Consider the following 17,849-nt stretch of genomic DNA (forward strand, 5'->3'; position numbering starts at 1 on the left):
TGGCTTTTAAACAGAATCTAGCCACTCTAGGAGTGCTTGTGCAAACATTTATAGTGGCTTTTATATGCCTTTTGCCCCTATGCGCCCTTGGGCTCGATGTTACCATCAACTATGGCAAGGAGCTAAAAGAGCATTTTTCTGTCCTAAATATTATCCATAACGAGCCTTTAGAATGCACCCAGAATCGCAATGCTCAAGATGAAGTCGTGTATGTTGCCTGCACACTTGATCGTATGCCTATTGCGAGCTTCACCCCCACAGAAACGCTTTTTTTTCGATTCTGGAGTCGTGTAGTTGATGGAAGATTCTATCTTTATGTCGAACCCAAGCATAAAATGATACTTTTTGCCACGCCAAATGATTTAAAAAAAACTACCCCTATCACGAAAGAACAGCCACCTAAAAGCAAATCGTGGCAAATCATTGGCTATAAAAATACAATTCCTTTCCTCAATGACTACGCCAATCAAAACAAACCAAGCGGACTAAATTTTCCTATCAAAATCATCAAAAACAATGAGCTCTATTTTAATGATTTGGATATTGAGAGGGGACCTCTTCATCACGATGATGGAGAGGATTTCGTAGCCTATACACAAATTAAAACATTAATTCAAAACCAAGCCTACATTGATGCGGTAAAACGTATTGATGAAACGCTCATTGCCTACCCTAAAACTATCTTTGCCAAAGACTTGCTGCTCTTTCGATTACGCGCATTAGAACATTTTGATTCTGTAGAAAATAGCGATATGATTATCGATATGGGGATAAAATGGATTAAAAAATACCCCACAGATTCTAATGTCCCTGAAGTGTTGTTTTATCTAGGGAATGCCTATGCTGATATGAGAATCCCCGAAGAAGCAAAATATTATCTTGAAAGAATTATCAGTGAATACCCACAATCACGTTATATGCCTCTTTCTAAAATGGCACTTGCAAAGCATTTTTATAGCAGCACTGATACAAATGCTGCCTCTAGATTCTTTGCTCAAGCCTATCAAGAAGCAAAGGACTTAGATAGCGCAAGTGCGGTGGCGATTGAATGGAGTAAGTTCTACCTCCAAAATAGAAATAAAGAGCAGACTCAAAAGTTATTAGAAACAATGTTTAAAGTCAATCCTAGCTATATTACAAAATATCCTCTTAAAACCTATGAATTTCTCAATCTTTTAGCCGAGGAGCAGCTCTATCTTATCGCTGCACAACTTGGAGAATATCTCTATAATCATCTTTTAAGCGATGATATAAACAAAGAAGAATTGCTTAACAATGTAAGTTTATGGTATCAAGCGGCAAATGCTGTGCAAGATGCGCACAGAATCAATAAAATTTTTCTTAGCGAATTTGAACATCGCCCCTTAGCAGATGAAGTAAAAGATAGAGATGATAAGCTCCTCTTTGCCCTTACAGAAGATGATAGCATAGAAGCTAAACTTGAAAAATATGATTATATTATTGAACATTATGCCAATTCACCCGAGCAAGAAAAAGCACTAATGCTAAAAGCCCAAGTGCTTTTTGATGAGGGCAAGTATGAGGAGGTATTATCTCTCAAAGAGCATCTTAAAGATACGCCCCTTATAGCACAAAGCTATAACGCACTCATTCACAAATCGCTTGAAGATAATGACTGCAAAATCACTGCAAATTATTATATGCAATACCCATATGTGAATTTAGAACCTAAGCAAAAAATGCCTCTTTTTGATTGCCTTTACTCGCTCGCACTCAATAAAGAAGCCGCACAAGTCTCCGCTAATATGGCTACAGAATCTAAAGATTTACCAACAAAACTTGCTTGGCTCTATCGCGATACACTTAATTTTGCCAAACTTGGTGATAATAAAAGCACTGCACTTGCAGGAAGAGACACACTAGAGCTTGCTAAAAGTTTGCAAGAGGCAAAATATTATGATGTGGGCTTTTTACTCTTTAATGCGCTAAACGAGCTCAATGACAAAGAGGGTGCGCTACAAACCTATGCCTTTTTAAAAGAAAAACAAGCTGACAATCCCCAAATGCTGGGTGTAGATCTATATTTGCTGAAAAATGCAGAAACACAAAAAGATGAATTAAGCATTGAAATCTACGCCAAGGATATTTTACGTTTGCAAAAGCTTACAAATAATATAACAGATTCTCCGTATGTGGATTTTGCCCTCGCTCAAAGCTATATCCGCACTCAACGCACAGATGACGCCTTAAATGTACTTGATACACTCCTTACAAAAGATATGAATAATGATAATAAGCAAAAGGCTCTTTATCTCAAAGGCTCGCTGCTTAAAACTCTAGGGCGAGATTCGCAAAGCACATTTGAACAATGCCAACTTATAGCTCACGAGGGTGCGTGGAAAAATCTCTGTTCTCAAGCCTTAGAAATGCTAAAGGGTAGCCAATGATATATAACTTTACTGACGAGCAACTCCGTCGATATGCAAGGCATTTTAGCCTTGTGGAATGCGGATTTAAAGGACAGGGCAAAATTTTAGAATCTAAGGTATTGATTGTAGGGGCTGGAGGGCTTGGATCACCTGTAGCATTCTATCTAGCCGCAGCAGGGGTGGGGCATATAGGCATTGTCGATGGAGACAATGTAGATTTAAGCAATTTACAGCGGCAGATTCTGCACACCACCGCAGAAATAGGCACTCCTAAAATAGAATCCGCGCAAAAAAAGCTCCACGCCCTTAATCCCCATATCAAAATCACCACCTATCCTACTATGCTTAATGCGAGTAATGCGCTAGAGATATGTGAGCCTTATGATGTAATTGTTGATGGGAGCGATAACTTTGCGACAAAGTTTTTAGTCAATGATATATGCGTGCTACTCAATAAGCCCTATTCACATGGGGGAATTTTGCGCTTTAGCGGACAAAGTATGAGTATTGAGCCCAAGGTGAGTGCGTGCTATGCCTGTGTGTTTGATACTCCACCTGATGATAAAAATATCCCAAATTGCGCTACTGCAGGTGTATTTGGCTCTGTGGCTGGAATGCTTGGCGGTATCCAAGCCACAGAAGTGCTAAAAATCATTACAGGCATAGGACAGCCTCTTTATAATCAGCTTCTAAGCTTTGATGCTATGGAAATGAACTTCCGCAAAATCACGCTTAAAAGAAACCCACAATGCCGTGTATGTGGAGAAAATGGCATAACAAAACTGCAAGATTATGCAAACCCCGTATGCAATACAAAAAATTAATTCAAACCCCTTAGAGTTTTTATATCAAATTCTACGTGTTGAGCAAATATCAACTTTATTAAAGTTTGAAATTCTTTTATGTTTTCTTTTTTCTATCAGGAGTGAGCAGTATATCTAGTGAAGGGCATAAATGTGTAAGTATGGACTAGTGCTAAAGCACAAGAGTGAGGTTAGCTTGGCAATATATACCTCACTCCTCCTTATATATCATTTACTAGATTACCTGCTCTTATCACCCTTATGATGCCTTAAGAGATTTTGCAAGTGTGAAGTTAAGAGGGTAATCCAAGGAATGCTTAGACGTGTATGCACTATCGTATGATTTATTTTATATAAGTTAAAAGATATGTTTTGCTTGTAAATAGATTCAAATTTAGAATCTTGTTTGCTGTTTTTGCTAAAACCCATCCTATTGATTTATATATCCTTAGTTATATCTCCATAACTCTCTTCTTTATAGATATTGTCTCTTGTTTCATATATTTTTATCAAGTATCCATTGATTGCTCTTGTGCTTTTCTATCTCCCAGCTTATGGGAATGGTTTTATCACTGAATAATCTTGCGGGATAATGCTTTGATATATTTTTGGCACATAAGGGAAGCCATTGGGCAGATTCCCACAAAAATGCTTGGGACGCCTAATGTATCATCAAGCGATAATCTATACGCAGCTCCCCTATGCCACCAAAATCTTTAGAGAAAAATATTGAATCAGGACGAGCGTCATTATTTAAAATCAATAAGGATATGCCCCGCTATGACTGCTTAAGATAAAGATTTGTGTATTATCATAAATCCTCTCATCTTTAAGCCATTGTATAGTATCTTTCAAATATATAAGAGCGCATATTTCTGTATCATAATGCTGATAATAATAGCTTTTGTGTTCTTCTTTTATGTATTTCATTTGCTCTATATGAGAATATTCACTCTATACACTTTTTGCTTACTAAAATGTAGACATTTGCCATTATTATAATATAAGCTATAAAGCACAAAGTGTAATTAAGGTATTTGGTTATATCAAATTGAGAAATATCACTACTCTATACAGCAAAAGGTGTAAAGACACATACCATAAAGTATATATTCATAATAGCTAAGATTGAAATATCTCTATATGCTTTTTATAAGTGTGTGAATCTAAAGAAATATGAGAGAGGAGGAGAGATAGGTTTGAAAATATTTAAAATTAAAAAATGATAGAGCATTTTTAGAATCTTTAGGTTTTAGCTGAGCGTTGCTCCTACCACGAGATACTATATTGGCTCTATTGAGATATAGGCATGCTTCATACAAGTTTTCTTTTTGAAAGTTATAAATTCTAGTCCAGCAGCCATTCACAACGCGCTATGCGGCTTACCGCACCTTTAAACAAAATATGTGAATCTTGGCTTAAGCTAAGCTCTAGTCTCTCCTTGCTTGGGGGTATCAAAATGGCATTTTTATCACATAAACCATTAGCCAAAGCAATGGCAAATACCGCTGCTGCCCCTGTGCCACAAGCCTGTGTGATATCCTCCACACCCCGCTCATAGCTCATATAAATGATATGTTCTCTCTCTATGTAAGCTATACTTACATTGGCATTATATTTATACCTCAAATGCTCCAAAATATGCTCTTTTTTTGCAGGTAGCGCATTTTTATCTTTGACAAATCCCACCAAATGTGGTACTCCCGTATCAAGCAATGTCCAAGATGGCACATCATAAGGATTAGATTCTATAATATCCCTCTGCAACAATGTATATACGCCTAAATCGCTCTGCACTAGAGACGTATTGTGCGAATCTATCTCTATGCGAATAATTCCTACTGCACTTAAAAAGCAGTGCTGCTTTGGTGCTAATCCTTCCATATAGGCATAATGCCCCACACTTCTAGTAGCATTGCCACACATACTTGCATATGAGCCATCAGCATTGTAAAATTCCCATTTATAGGCATATTCTTCCCCCACAGCAGGGATAAGCACCGCCATACCATCAGCCCCTATGCCATTATGTCTATCGCAAACTTTTTGCGCAAGATACGCACGTGAGCCATCATTATAGTTCTGTGTATGGAAAATGAGAAAATCATTTCCATTACTGCTATATTTCACAAATTGCATAGAATCCTGCCCGTATCGCTTTAAGGTTTAGGCAGGGACTTAAGATAAGATTCCAAACGTTGCTGCAAAGCGCGCAAACTCCCATCATTGCCTATAATATCATCAGCTAAACGGCATTTTTCTTCAATAGATATTTGTGAATCTAGGCGCATTTTTGCCTCTTCAAAGTTAAGCTTATCACGTTGCATAATGCGCTCTATGGCTTTATTTGCAGGTGTGTAAATCACAAGTGAGCGTGCCACAGGAAAGGCTTCTTTGCCCCCTACTTCAAAAAAAAGTGGAATATCTATAAAATACCACATTTTTTTCTCCTCAAGCTGCCAAGCCTGGGCAAAAATTTGCATTTGAATCTGTGGGTGGAGAATAGAGTTAAGCTTTTTACGCTCTATCGCCGAAGCAAAAACAATATTTGCGAGTTTTTTACGCTCAATCTTTCCGCTATTATCTAAGATTCTATCACCAAAATGAGCGATAACCTCTGCTCTACACTCATCGAGCACTTCATGTGCAATACTATCAGCACAAATGCTTTGATACCCATAAAGTGAAAGGAGATTTACTAACGTGCTTTTACCGCTCCCTATGGAGCCTGTTAATGCGATTGCGTGTGTCAATGCCCCAGCTGTCATACCATACCTTTAAAATCGCGCAATAGATTGAATCTTGCTAAATAAAAAATGGGGTAATGCAAATACACTCTCGTGTATATGGGCATTATAATATTGCAAAGAGGGGAGTAAATCAATTTTTTGCAGGAGCATATCGGCCTTTGGGTGGGGCTTTTTGGAAGCAAAAATATAGCTCTTATCACCTAAAATACTTAAGGAAGGAAAAAAAGGCATAACAATATGAAAAAACTCAGCACAATCACTTAATTTTTGCATAAAAGATTCTTCCTCTAAAAGAGGGTGGTGATTGCGCATTATAAGTATGCCTGTGTTTGTAAGCATACGCGCCAAGCCATCAATTTGATGCTTGTTAAGCACACTATCTGCGATAATCACATCATATTTTTTAATGTCTAAATCAATGACTTGTGTAAAAAGTGAAAAATCCTTATGCTGCAAAACTTTATGAAAATGCGGCAAAAAGCTCATAAGTGAATCTAGGGTCTTTTTATCGCCTTGCACACAATCCACCTTTACATTATGTTTTAAACATTCATACGCAATTTCAAGGTTGAAACTATCAAAAAGCAGGACATTATCAGCTTGAGGAAGCACACAAAGCGGGAGATGAGCAAAAAGCTCGGATTCTATAAAAAGATATTTACCAAGCATAAGATGAGTTTGGTCAATCATTGCTATTTGTTCAAAATCAGTGCTTTTAAAAATCTCTATACTATGCGTGCTACGTGCGTCAAGAATCTTAGTATCAATTGTGTATTCCTGCCGAAAATTTGGTGTAAGCTGACGAGTAATCCACATAAAATAGCCTTTTGTGCTTCTTTTACTTTTAAAGAGGTGTATATTGAGATATTTAATAAACTCCCGTGCAGGTGCTTATGGCACACAAAAAAATAAGCTGCTCTGCTGTGTTCCCACCCTGAAGCGTTGTCCTACTTATCTGTTGCATAAGTCTGCAAGGAAGCGGAGGAATTATATCATTCGAGACTTAAAAATGATTGAAAGGAAAGATTAACTCTCGCTTGGCTTTTTGGGATAGCAAAAACGATAGCCTCTACGGCGCACGGTCTCAATTGTGCTAATATTAAGAGGTTTATCCATTTTTTGGCGAATCTGATTAATCGCTACCTCTATAACATTGGGCGTTACAAGCTCGGGCTCTTCCCAAATTGCATCAAGTAGCTGCTCTTTTGAGACGATTTGATCACGATGACGCGCAAGATGTGTAAGCACCTCAAAAGGCTTGCCCTTAACTTCTATTTCTTGCCCTCTATATGTAATTTTTTCCTCATCAGGATTAATAACTAAATCCTCAATTTCAATCACGCTTGAACCCCAAAATCGCAATCTTGCTTGGATTCTAATCAAAAGCACTTGCAAACTCAAAGGCTTGGACACAAAGTCATCCGCACCACCTTTGAAAGCTTGTATTTCTGTTTCAGCAGATGTTTTGCTAGAAGTGATAATTACAGGTGTGCGAGGGGACTTTTCTTTCACCTGCGCAACAATATCAAGCCCACAACCATCTGGCAAATCCCAATCTACCAACACCAAATCATAATTACGAATATTGATAAAATACTCACCATCTTTTAAATTTTCTGCTACGTCAGTTTGGTAGCTGTGCTCATTAAGCATTTCTGCAATGTTTTTACATAGGTTCGGATCATCTTCAATAACTAAGATTCTCATTTAAATTCCTCTCAATACTTAATTTTAGCTTCAATTATAACATAGTTTATAAAAATATTTTCCCAATTCTAAAATTTCTTGTGCTGGAAGTAGCAAACAATACTTTTTTAAAGTAAAAAAGATTGTCTTTCATATCATAACGTTTGAGGGCATTATTATCTTCGTTGAGTTGATTTAGTCCATTCTCCATTGTATAAAATACCTCATAGCCTATACTTTTAGCCGTGCGGAGCAATCCTTGATTATACATACCATCAGGCCAAGCTAAATGCTTTGTCTCTCTATTAAGCTGCTCCTTAATCAATCGTTTTGAAAGCTCAAAATCCTCGTGCCACGAGAGCGATACAATATTTTTAAATTGATAGGTATGCGTCATTGAGCCTATGCTAAACACATCTTGCATTGTATGTATCTCCTCCCAATTACACATCACTGCCCTAGCATTATTTAAAAGTGCATTTTTACATTCATTATGAGGGATTTGGATATAATCTGCTGCGCTTTTTGAAGCCTCATCGACCCACTCTGTTGCAACAAATAGTCCTGCCTTCGCCTGATATTCTTTGAGTAGTTCATACGCATTCATATAAACATCACGCCACGCCCCATCAAAAGTGAATAACACGCAACGAGGAGAAAACTTAATATTGTCCTGTTTGTAAGCAATCACATCATCAAGACTTAAAAACTGATAATCTTTTTTTTGCAAATATTGAAGCTGTTTCTCAAAATTTGCCAAAGACACACTATGGGAATCTTGCATATTACGGATATGTATATATCGCAGTATAGGAAGGCACATCATAGATAATTTACCAATGACATTTGATTGATACGACTTGTAGAAGCAAGCACGGCATTATAATTTGTCGTAAGATTTGAGAAATGATTGTAAGTTTGGGCTATGTCTGTACCAATTACTTCACTCTTAATAGATTCTATTTGCACACGTAAAACCTCATTTCTTCTAATCACATTCTCAAAGCTACGGCTATGGGCACCATTAAGAGCAACCATCTTTTCAATGTGATCACTCAAATGCCCAAAAAGCTCAATAGCATTTTGAATCCCTTTGTTACGCATTTGGTCAGTATATTCATCACCATAAGCATCAGGACGATACACACCTGAGCGAACCGCTTCAATAATCCCATCGAGCGAGCGGAAGAAATCCACATCAGGCTGGTCTATAATAAGTGCATTGTTGGCATTAAATGTTAGCGATGAGCGATAGTTACGGATACCTTGCTCACTAAAATCATTACTTGCATTATCATATATCATAAATTTCATACGAGAGATAGAGCGCATTTCATCAACAATCTCAATACGTCCATCACGGCTCAAAGAAACATTAAAACGTCCTTTTGTTTGCTGCAAAAGCTCTTCATAGGCACTTTTACCCTCTTGTGTAGGGGTATTTTTTTTCATTTGAGCATTTTTATAATTATCCATATCCTGATTACTATAGTTAAGCGCGATACTTATCATATCAAGCAACTGACGATAAGTAATATCATCAGCCTTGCTTACACTTACTGCTGGCGGCTCATCGTGCGGATTATAAAAAGGAATAAAAAATTCAGGCTGGGAGCGGAAACTCGTCGCATCAAAATCCACATTAGGTAACACTAAATATGAGCCTTTATTGCTAAATTCAATCCGTGCATTAATCGGGATTCCATTATGATCTTCAAGCACAAGGTTGTAAGTTTGTCCATCAAGGCTTCCTCCTGCTACGGCAGAGAGCTTTGTCTCTTCATTTGCATAGCCCATACCATCTAGTAGCATCTGCTGGACATTTGATATAAGCTTTGCGCCTTGATTCTCAAAATATACTTGGTCATATTCCGTGCGGTAATCACGTCTCAACCCATTTGTTTCAAAGCCTGCATTATCAAGAGTGGTCAAAGAGAGACTAAAGCCACTTGGTCCATTAAAAGGAGGATTCATCATATCCCTATCTTTATGTGTTACATTCAGATCACGTAATACAAGTTCTCCACGCACAATCTCGCCCTCTATCTTGCCACCAAAATGATTTTTAATCATCACGAATAAATCCTGCACTTCCAAATCATTATCAACCCTTATATTTAAAGCCGATATAGGTTCTTCATTAATGCTCCCATCATCATAATTTGGACGAGTGCCATCAATCACAAGCGTTTTCACATCTTTAGCCAAAATATCTTTAAGTTTTGTAGTAAGCGTAGCTGGAGAATTATCGGCTGTGAGAAAAGTAGAGGGGAACTTGAGTATGCGATGGTCATAATTATCTTGGACAGCCTCTAAATAGCTTTGCGAAAACGCTCCCATAAACGGGCTTTTTTGAAAACTTGTTACTCTTGCACCTAGCTCTGGCAATTCATCTACGTTATCCACATCTGTATCACTTGATATGAGATGAAAATCTAAATTCGCATTCCCCGGAGCAAGGTTTTTAATCTCAATTTGTCCCCAAAAATTCAAACTCACATCGACCACTTTACTCTTGCTCGTATTGCCAAACTCCTTACCGATTCTATCAAGCAAATCTTGGACTTTTGTTGCATTATTTATATTTTTATAACCCACATCAAATGCAAACTTACTCTTAAAGCTCGTGCCATCAGGGCGGACACCGCGCAAATAGAAAAACTCCTGTCCATCATTACTTGTGTCATTGTCATTATCACCTATCAAATCTCGCAAGGTGTCAGTAGCCTTAATATACACTTCTTCGGGTATATCACCACGGCGGATTCTATCCATAATGTCATTATTGAGCTTACTTTGATTAAACTTGCGGATATTGGTTGTAATGCTCTTATGATGGTCGGAATCCCGCCCAAAAAACAGCTCCTCACCAGTAATATTATAAGGTATCAAATTATTATTGCTTACTAAGGCTTCAAGTCGCTCATTATTGCCCTTATATGTACCATCTGGCTCAAATGGGCGTATCTTCACATTACTCCCTGCAAAGAGAAACCCCCCACCAATAGCTGTATTAGCGATATTTATCATATGTTCTTTAAGCTTTTCTAAATCCCTTGCAATCGCCTCACGTGATGTGGGAGAGTGAATATCGTTTGCCGCTTGAAGAATCTTCGTATTGAATTGCTCTGCAGTTTGAGAAAGTTCCGCAAGTGCTTTGTCAGTATTAAGCGTAGCAGTATGAGCGTCGTGGCTCACATCAATGCCCTGGTCAAGATTTGCCTTTTCATATTCAAGCTTTAGATTTTGATTAAACACGCTACTATCTTGATAGCCATATTGGATCTTTAATCCCGAAGCAATTTTGGTGTTTATATCCATTAGCTTGCTTTGCATAGTGCCCTGATAATAATTCATTTGGTTATATTTCGTGCCAAATGTAACTCGCATTACCCTTCCTTGTATTTAATTAGTTAAGTAATATCTTAATTATCGACTTTTAAAGCAAAAATAATACCCTTTTGGCCGTATTTACATTATTTTATCTTACATTCATCATAACAATGTGCATTTTTTTCACATTTTATACCCTGAAATTAGCGTATAATATCAAGTATCTCTTCTGCTTGCTCATAAATAATCTTACTCTTATCCCACTCCCGTTCGCCCTTACGTTGCTTTATGCCCAACTTTGGATTCTCTACGCCTTTTTCATTACCCATTGGGATTTTTGCTTCTCCCTCGATTTCTTTATAATAGATAGTTGTTGGAGAATCCACAAAACGATCTGTATGTACTTCATACTCTTTAAGTGATGAGCCACCCATTATATCAGCTTCACTTTTACCAAGCAAATTAGGCGGGATGGGCAAACGTTTGATCACACCATTAGGAGAAATCTCCATAATGCCAAGCAATGCACCACTTTTGTGGTCAATCATTAAAGTTTGATTAGGCTTAAGATTAAGCTCTATACGTTCGATACTATCAAAATCAAGTATCATATTATCCGCCCACACATTCATAGCTATACCCATACATAGTAATGCAAATGTATGTCTTGTACGCATTTACCGCTCCTTTTGCTTAGAATCTGATTTAAAGTTTAATGCTAAGATTATACTTAAATTTTGCTTTTTAAAGGATTTTTATGCAAAACATTACTCCCATTAGCACAGCAAACGCCCCCCAAGCCATTGGTCCCTATTCACAAGCCTATATCTGCAATGGTATGATTTACACCTCAGGGCAAATTGCCCTCACGCCACAAGGTACTTTTATAGAGGGTAATATTACCGCTCAAAGCATACAAGTGCTTGAAAATCTCAAAGCTATTCTAGAATCTGCGGGAAGCAGTTTGCAAAAAGTCATTAAAACCACCGTTTTTCTTAGCAATATGGAGGATTTTAACACCCTTAATACTATATATGCACAATACTTTGGCTCACATAAACCTGCTCGCAGCACAATTGCGGTAAAGACACTTCCTAAAAATGCACTTGTAGAAATCGAGTGCATTGCTACACTCTAAGATTCTATAAAGGCAATATATGGACGATTTACGCAATATATTTCGTATTTTTACCGCCCCACTTGATTTTATCAATAAATATTTTAAGTCGCTTATCTTTATCTTTATTGTGCTGCTTATTCTAGTCCCAAGCAACGATACGAAAGAGCACCAAAAACCCAATTTGGCTAAGCTCTATCTCACTATGCCTATTTATGAGAGCGAGAGCTTTGCCGCACAAATAAAGAAAATCACAGACAATAAGCATATTCAAGGTGTGCTACTCATTATTGATTCGCCCGGTGGAGCGGTGGGAGCGAGTATAGAAATTGCCGATATGATTAAACACCTTTCTACTAAAATGCCTGTGGTCGCCTATGTGCGTGGCTCAATGGCAAGTGGAAGCTACTATGCGGGTATGTATGCTAATGAAATTTATGCTAATCGTGGGGCATTAGTTGGCTCTATTGGCGTGATTTTTAGCGGTATGAATATAGCAGAGCTAATGGAAAAAGTAGGTATCAAGGAGCAAGGTATTAAAGCAGGTGCGTATAAAGAAGTAGGTACGATGACACGCCAATGGAGCGAATCAGAAAAAGATTTTTTAGAACATCTTATCAATGAGCAATACACGATGTTTTGGCAAGATGTCATCAAGGCTCGTGGATCAAAGCTTGTAAGCAAAAATCATCATCAATTTGCAGAGGGTAAAATATTCTCCGCATCTCAGGCTCAAAAACTAGGATTGATTGATAAAGTTGGCTCAATGCAAGAAGCAATTAGCGCATTACAAAAGCATAGTAATGTAGAAAAGCCCGTATGGCTTAAAAAAGACAAGTTTGAAGATTATATGGATAAACTCTTAGATTCTATGAGTTCTAAGGTGCTTTCACTCACTGCTCCCTCGCTCAAGGCACATTTGTGAATGTACCTCAACGCATTATTCTTATTAGCGCACCGGATAAAAAGGGGCTTGTGTATCACATCTCATCTGTGCTTTATGAGTTAGGGCTAAATATCGAGCGCAACGATGAATATGTTGATAAAGAAATTTTACGATTTTTTATGCGCACACACACTTGCGGCGAGGTAGATGATAGGATTCTTAAAAATAAATTAGAATCTATCCTGCCGCCTCACAGCACACTAACCATTCAGCCCACTAGCAAAAAAAATATTATTATTCTTTGCACGAAAGAAAATCATTGCGTGGGAGATTTGCTTTTAAGACACGACAGCGGGGAACTAAACGCCCATATTCAAGCTATTATTAGCAATTATGATATATTAAAGCCCCTAGCGCAAAAGTTTGATATACCCTTTTTCCATATTCCCGCAGAAGGCTTAAGCCGTGAGGCTCACGAGAAAAAGCTTTTAAAGATTATTGAAGAATTTGATAGTGCGTATTTGGTATTGGCAAAATATATGCGGATTCTCACAAAGTATTTCACACAGCATTTTGAAAATAGAATCATCAATATTCACCATAGTTTCCTCCCGGCATTCATCGGTGCAAATCCCTATAAACAAGCACATCAACGTGGTGTAAAGCTTATCGGTGCGACCGCACATTTTGTCAATGAAAATCTTGATGAGGGGCCTATTATCACTCAAGATATTATCCACATCAATCATAGCTATTCGTGGCAGGATATGCAAAAAGCCGGACGCGATATAGAAAAGATAGTACTCTCTCGTGCGCTTAATCTCGCCCTAGAAGATAGAATCTTCGTCTATGGCAACAAAACGATTGTATTTTGAGAAATATTCTAGCCCTACTTTCAAAAAGTTTTCACACCTTGCGTCTTTTGGCATTATTTGGGTTACATAGAAATCATTAAACCTTACCTCTAATGCCTACTTCCAAACATTACTCAAAAGCTGACATCAAACAAAAATTCTAAAAGGACACCAATATCTTGTAACCCTATGCATAAAAAATCGTACGATAGTGCTAACCTCTAGAAGCGTCGCAAGGGTGGTGAGCAATATATTTGCAAACGATATATAAGAGAGAGTGAGAAGTATATCCTCGAGCCAAATTCTTTAAACCCATCTCCCACCTCTTGTTTATAGATAAAAAAGAAAGAATCAAAGAAACTTTAATATTATGATTCCTAGACTAGAAATTTTATTTCACAGAATAGATTCTGCACAAATGCTTTGAGTTTTTAGATAAGTTTCTCTAAACCACTTAAACCCTATCCATAGATTAAGTACTTTTTTGCTACAATCACACAATTTTACGCAAGGACAGTACATTATGCCTAAACGCACCGATATTCATACGATTCTCCTTATTGGTTCAGGACCTATCATCATAGGACAGGCTTGTGAGTTTGACTATTCAGGCACACAGGCGGCTAAGACATTAAAATCTCTAGGCTATAAAGTTATCCTAATCAACTCAAATCCCGCTACGATTATGACAGACCCAGATTTTGCAGACAGGACATACATCGAGCCAATCACTGAAGAAATCATTGTCGATATTATCAAAAAAGAAAAAGTCGATGCAATTTTGCCCACTATGGGCGGACAGACGGCATTAAATGTCGCTATGAGTATGTTTGAAAAGGGCTTATTAGAGGGCATTACATTTCTAGGAGCAAAGCCCGAGGCGATTAAAAAGGGTGAAGACAGACAGGCATTCAAAGAAGCAATGCTAAAAATCGGTATGGACCTGCCTAAATCACGCTATGCCTACACAGAGGAGGAGGCACTCAAGGCGGCACAAGAGATAGGATTCCCCCTAATTATTCGCGCGAGTTACACACTAGCAGGAGGCGGCAGCGGCGTGGCTTATAATATCGATGAATTTAAGGCTATCGCACAAAATGGCTTAGAGGTAAGCCCGATTAATGAAATCCTCATCGAAGAATCCCTGCTAGGCTGGAAAGAATACGAAATGGAAGTCATACGTGATAAAAATGATAATTGTATCATCGTATGCAGTATTGAAAATCTCGATCCTATGGGTGTGCATACCGGAGATTCTATCACTATTGCCCCCGCGCTCACACTCACAGATAAAGAATACCAACGTATGCGTGATGCGAGTTTTAAAATATTGCGAGAAATCGGCGTAGATACCGGCGGCTCTAACGTGCAATTTGCGATTAATCCACAAAATGGCAGAATGACGGTCATTGAGATGAATCCTCGCGTATCGCGCAGCTCCGCCCTAGCCTCTAAGGCGACAGGCTATCCTATTGCAAAAGTCGCCACACTTTTAGCTGTGGGCTTTAGCCTCGATGAGATTAAAAACGATATCACAGGTACACCGGCGAGTTTTGAGCCAAGCATTGATTATATTGTTACCAAGATTCCGCGATTTACCTTTGAGAAGTTTCCAAAGGCAGATTCTACACTTACTACGGGTATGAAATCTATCGGTGAGGTAATGGCAATCGGCGGAAGCTTTAAAGAATCTTTGCAAAAGGCGCTTTGTGGCCTTGAGACAGGGCTTTTTGGATTTAATAGAATTACCGCAGATATTGAGCTAATCCGCCGTGAAATCCGCCGCCCAAATACCAATAGACTGCTTTACATAGCGGAGGGCTTTAGGCTTGGAATGAGCGTAGATGAAATCTATGAGCTATGCAAGATTGATAGGTGGTTTTTACACCAAGTAAGTGAGATTATAGAGTCTGAAAAGCTCATATCCATCGCTATCTTAAACAATGCTACGCTTATGCGAGAGATAAAAAGCTATGGCTTTAGCGACAAAATGATAGCCTATTATCTAAAAGAAAATGAGAATATAGATGTGAGCGAGGAGGAAGTCTATCAGGCACGAAAGAAACTTAATATTACACATCGTTATAATGAAGTGGATACTTGTGCGGGAGAATTTCCAAGCTTGACAAATTATTTATACTCAACCATAGGAAATTACCAGCATATAGATTTTGAAGGGACAGAATCGAGGGTGGTTTCTAACGATTCTACAAATATGCCTTCCCGCAAAGATAGCCACAAAACAACACACAAAGTTTTGATTATTGGGGGTGGTCCTAATAGGATAGGTCAAGGCATCGAATTTGACTACTGCTGTGTGCATTCTAGCTTTGCGCTTAGAGATTTAGGCATTAAAAGCATTATGTATAACTGCAATCCCGAAACCGTTAGCACAGATTATGATACAAGCGATGTACTGTATTTTGAGCCTATCGATTTTGAACATGTAAGAGCCGTGATTGAGAGAGAAAAGCCCGATGGCATTATTGTGCATTTTGGGGGGCAAACGCCCTTAAAACTTGCACACTCTCTGCAAAAGATTAATGCAAAAATCATTGGTACATCGGTTAAAGCCATCGATATAGCCGAAGATAGAGAGAAATTCGCGCAATTTGTGAATAAGTTAGGCTTAAATCAACCACAAAATGGTATCGCTTACAAAAAAGAGGAGGCATTTTCTATCGCAAATAGCATTGGCTTTCCTGTGCTTGTGCGCCCTAGCTATGTGCTTGGCGGACGAGCTATGCGGATTGTATATGATGATGAGGAACTAAAAAGCTATATGGACGAAGTCATCGCCGTGAGCGATAGCTCTCCTGTGCTCATTGATAAATTTTTAGCAAATGCGAGTGAATTTGATGTGGATTGTGTGAGTGATGGAGTGAATGTCTATATCGGGGGCATTATGGAGCATATCGAGGAAGCTGGGATACATAGCGGCGATAGTGCAAGTTCCCTACCCTCTGTGAATGTGTCTCAAAGTATGCTTGATGAGATTACCCAAACGACTGCAAAAATCGCCCTAAATCTTGGCGTAGTGGGCTTAATGAATGTGCAATATGCGATTTTTGAAAATAAGCTTTATATCATAGAGGTAAATCCTAGAGCCTCGCGCACCGTGCCTTTTGTGAGTAAAGCTACCGGCGTGCCTTTAGCTAAAATCGCTACAAGGGTAATGTGGCATTGCGCCTTGCAAAATATAGATTCTAATGCCGGCAGCATAGATTTTGCATTCCCTAACGCCCATACAAATAAAACCCAACAATCGCTACATTCCAACAATCAAGGCATTTTAGCAGAAGCCCTAAGATTCTATGATAAATACAAAAGGGTAGATTTTAGCAACAATATCTATCAACCAAAGGCATTGCAATATGTGGCGATTAAAGAATCTGTTTTTCCGTTTAATAAGCTGCCCGGCGCAGATTTACTGCTAGGACCAGAGATGAAAAGCACAGGCGAAGTAATGGGAATTGCAAAGAGCTTTGGACGTGCCTTTGCTAAAAGTCAATTAGCGTGCAAAAACGCTTTGCCCTTAAGCGGAAAGATTTTTCTCTCATTGGCAAATGCTGACAAAAAAGAAGGAGTGAAACTCGCAAAGGGCTTTATCGAGCTTGGATTCACTATCTGTGCGACAGAGGGAACATATAAAACCTTACGCGAAGAAGACGTCCAAGCCACGCATATCCTCAAAGTAAGCGAGGGGCGTCCAAATATCATCGATAGTATGGCGAATAATCAAATCAGCCTTGCAATTAACACAAGCGACCAGTATTCAAACAAAGAGGATACGCACATTATCCGCACACAAATTATTAAAAGTGCCATTCCCTACTTTAGCACTCTTTCTGCGGCGTATGTGGCAGTTGAGGCTATTAAAAATATGAAAAATTGCAATATTAATGAATCTTGCGCAATACAGGATTATCTACAAAATTAAAAAAAAAAAAAAATAGATTCTATGAAATATCATTCTCCTCAAATGCTTTTTAAGCAGAGGCGCGGTAAGCTAGTTGTGTAGCCACATATT

General features: G+C 38.4%; 14 protein-coding genes and 1 other RNA gene. 6 read left to right on the plus strand and 9 right to left on the minus strand.

Going from position 1 to position 17,849, the window contains the following annotated elements; translation table 11 throughout:
- Positions 1–38 precede the first annotated feature (38 nt).
- A complete protein-coding gene (locus V3I05_RS00740) occupies positions 39–2,408 on the plus strand; it encodes a DUF7494 domain-containing protein (protein WP_300731942.1) in 2,370 nt (789 codons plus the stop codon).
- The gene (locus tag V3I05_RS00745) at positions 2,408–3,214 is read left to right on the plus strand and encodes a HesA/MoeB/ThiF family protein (protein WP_295699540.1); all 807 of its coding nucleotides are present in this window, start codon (positions 2,408–2,410) and stop codon (positions 3,212–3,214) included. The genes V3I05_RS00740 and V3I05_RS00745 overlap by 1 nt, the downstream gene beginning before the upstream one ends.
- Positions 3,215–3,952: 738 nt before the next feature.
- On the opposite strand, the gene V3I05_RS00750 is transcribed toward V3I05_RS00745, so the two are convergent.
- The 9 genes from V3I05_RS00750 to V3I05_RS00790 form a co-directional block, all read right to left on the minus strand.
- Positions 3,953–4,123 (minus strand): hypothetical protein, encoded by a 171-nt coding sequence (locus V3I05_RS00750; RefSeq protein WP_295702314.1) that lies wholly within the window; start codon positions 4,121–4,123, stop codon positions 3,953–3,955.
- Positions 4,124–4,540: 417 nt separating this feature from the next.
- Complete coding sequence (dapF, locus tag V3I05_RS00755; RefSeq protein WP_343353697.1) at positions 4,541–5,332, minus strand: diaminopimelate epimerase; 792 nt, start codon at positions 5,330–5,332, stop codon at positions 4,541–4,543.
- Between the two features lie 20 nt (positions 5,333–5,352).
- Positions 5,353–5,961: a dephospho-CoA kinase gene (coaE, locus tag V3I05_RS00760; protein ID WP_300448915.1), complete on the minus strand. Its 609-nt coding sequence runs from the start codon at positions 5,959–5,961 to the stop codon at positions 5,353–5,355.
- Positions 5,962–5,970: 9 nt separating this feature from the next.
- Positions 5,971–6,759 carry a spermidine synthase gene (locus V3I05_RS00765; protein WP_343353699.1) on the minus strand — a complete coding sequence of 263 codons (789 nt, stop codon included), beginning with the start codon at positions 6,757–6,759 and terminating at the stop codon, positions 5,971–5,973.
- A gap of 61 nt (positions 6,760–6,820) precedes the next feature.
- An RNA gene (ffs, locus tag V3I05_RS00770) (signal recognition particle sRNA small type) lies at positions 6,821–6,918 on the minus strand.
- A 51-nt stretch (positions 6,919–6,969) separates the two neighbouring features.
- The gene (gene hsrA, locus V3I05_RS00775; RefSeq protein WP_295702138.1) at positions 6,970–7,650 is read right to left on the minus strand and encodes a homeostatic response regulator transcription factor HsrA; all 681 of its coding nucleotides are present in this window, start codon (positions 7,648–7,650) and stop codon (positions 6,970–6,972) included.
- 46 nt (positions 7,651–7,696) lie between these two features.
- On the minus strand, positions 7,697–8,455 hold the full coding sequence (locus V3I05_RS00780) for a polysaccharide deacetylase family protein (RefSeq protein WP_300733442.1): 759 nt from the start codon (positions 8,453–8,455) through the stop codon (positions 7,697–7,699).
- Positions 8,452–11,019 (minus strand): flagellar hook-associated protein FlgL, encoded by a 2,568-nt coding sequence (gene flgL / locus V3I05_RS00785; RefSeq protein ID WP_343353702.1) that lies wholly within the window; start codon positions 11,017–11,019, stop codon positions 8,452–8,454. Before flgL ends, V3I05_RS00780 begins: the two co-directional genes overlap by 4 nt.
- A 146-nt stretch (positions 11,020–11,165) precedes the next feature.
- Complete coding sequence (locus tag V3I05_RS00790; RefSeq protein WP_300448903.1) at positions 11,166–11,639, minus strand: hypothetical protein; 474 nt, start codon at positions 11,637–11,639, stop codon at positions 11,166–11,168.
- 80 nt (positions 11,640–11,719) lie between these two features.
- Here V3I05_RS00790 and V3I05_RS00795 point away from each other — a divergent pair, with 80 nt between their 5' ends.
- The 4 genes from V3I05_RS00795 to carB all read left to right on the plus strand — a co-directional run bounded on the left by V3I05_RS00795 (position 11,720) and on the right by carB (position 17,759).
- Positions 11,720–12,100, plus strand: a complete 381-nt coding sequence (locus V3I05_RS00795) for a RidA family protein (RefSeq protein WP_295702131.1) — start codon at positions 11,720–11,722, stop codon at positions 12,098–12,100.
- Between the two features lie 19 nt (positions 12,101–12,119).
- Complete coding sequence (gene sppA, locus V3I05_RS00800; RefSeq protein WP_300448899.1) at positions 12,120–13,004, plus strand: signal peptide peptidase SppA; 885 nt, start codon at positions 12,120–12,122, stop codon at positions 13,002–13,004.
- Positions 13,001–13,840 (plus strand): formyltetrahydrofolate deformylase, encoded by an 840-nt coding sequence (gene purU, locus V3I05_RS00805; protein WP_295702127.1) that lies wholly within the window; start codon positions 13,001–13,003, stop codon positions 13,838–13,840. Before sppA ends, purU begins: the two co-directional genes overlap by 4 nt.
- Before the next feature lie 502 nt (positions 13,841–14,342).
- Positions 14,343–17,759, plus strand: coding sequence for a carbamoyl-phosphate synthase large subunit (carB, locus tag V3I05_RS00810; protein WP_300448896.1), 3,417 nt, complete (start codon positions 14,343–14,345; stop codon positions 17,757–17,759).
- Positions 17,760–17,849 lie beyond the last annotated feature (90 nt).

Origin of the sequence: Helicobacter mastomyrinus, assembly GCF_039555295.1 — a bacterium.
In the GTDB taxonomy this organism is placed as follows: Bacteria; Campylobacterota; Campylobacteria; order Campylobacterales; family Helicobacteraceae; genus Helicobacter_C; species Helicobacter_C mastomyrinus.

Bases quoted from the DNA above. Each gene is read 5' to 3' on its own strand.
- V3I05_RS00780 (WP_300733442.1), bottom strand. From the start codon at position 8,455: ATGATGTGCCTTCCTATACTGCGATATATACATATCCGTAATATGCAA.
- sppA (WP_300448899.1), top strand. From the start codon at position 12,120: ATGGACGATTTACGCAATATATTTCGTATTTTTACCGCCCCACTTGAT.
- V3I05_RS00765 (WP_343353699.1), bottom strand. From the start codon at position 6,759: ATGTGGATTACTCGTCAGCTTACACCAAATTTTCGGCAGGAATACACA.
- carB (WP_300448896.1), top strand. From the start codon at position 14,343: ATGCCTAAACGCACCGATATTCATACGATTCTCCTTATTGGTTCAGGA.
- V3I05_RS00790 (WP_300448903.1), bottom strand. From the start codon at position 11,639: ATGCGTACAAGACATACATTTGCATTACTATGTATGGGTATAGCTATG.
- coaE (WP_300448915.1), bottom strand. From the start codon at position 5,961: ATGACAGCTGGGGCATTGACACACGCAATCGCATTAACAGGCTCCATA.
- V3I05_RS00750 (WP_295702314.1), bottom strand. From the start codon at position 4,123: ATGAAATACATAAAAGAAGAACACAAAAGCTATTATTATCAGCATTAT.
- flgL (WP_343353702.1), bottom strand. From the start codon at position 11,019: ATGCGAGTTACATTTGGCACGAAATATAACCAAATGAATTATTATCAG.
- V3I05_RS00795 (WP_295702131.1), top strand. From the start codon at position 11,720: ATGCAAAACATTACTCCCATTAGCACAGCAAACGCCCCCCAAGCCATT.
- hsrA (WP_295702138.1), bottom strand. From the start codon at position 7,650: ATGAGAATCTTAGTTATTGAAGATGATCCGAACCTATGTAAAAACATT.
- dapF (WP_343353697.1), bottom strand. From the start codon at position 5,332: ATGCAATTTGTGAAATATAGCAGTAATGGAAATGATTTTCTCATTTTC.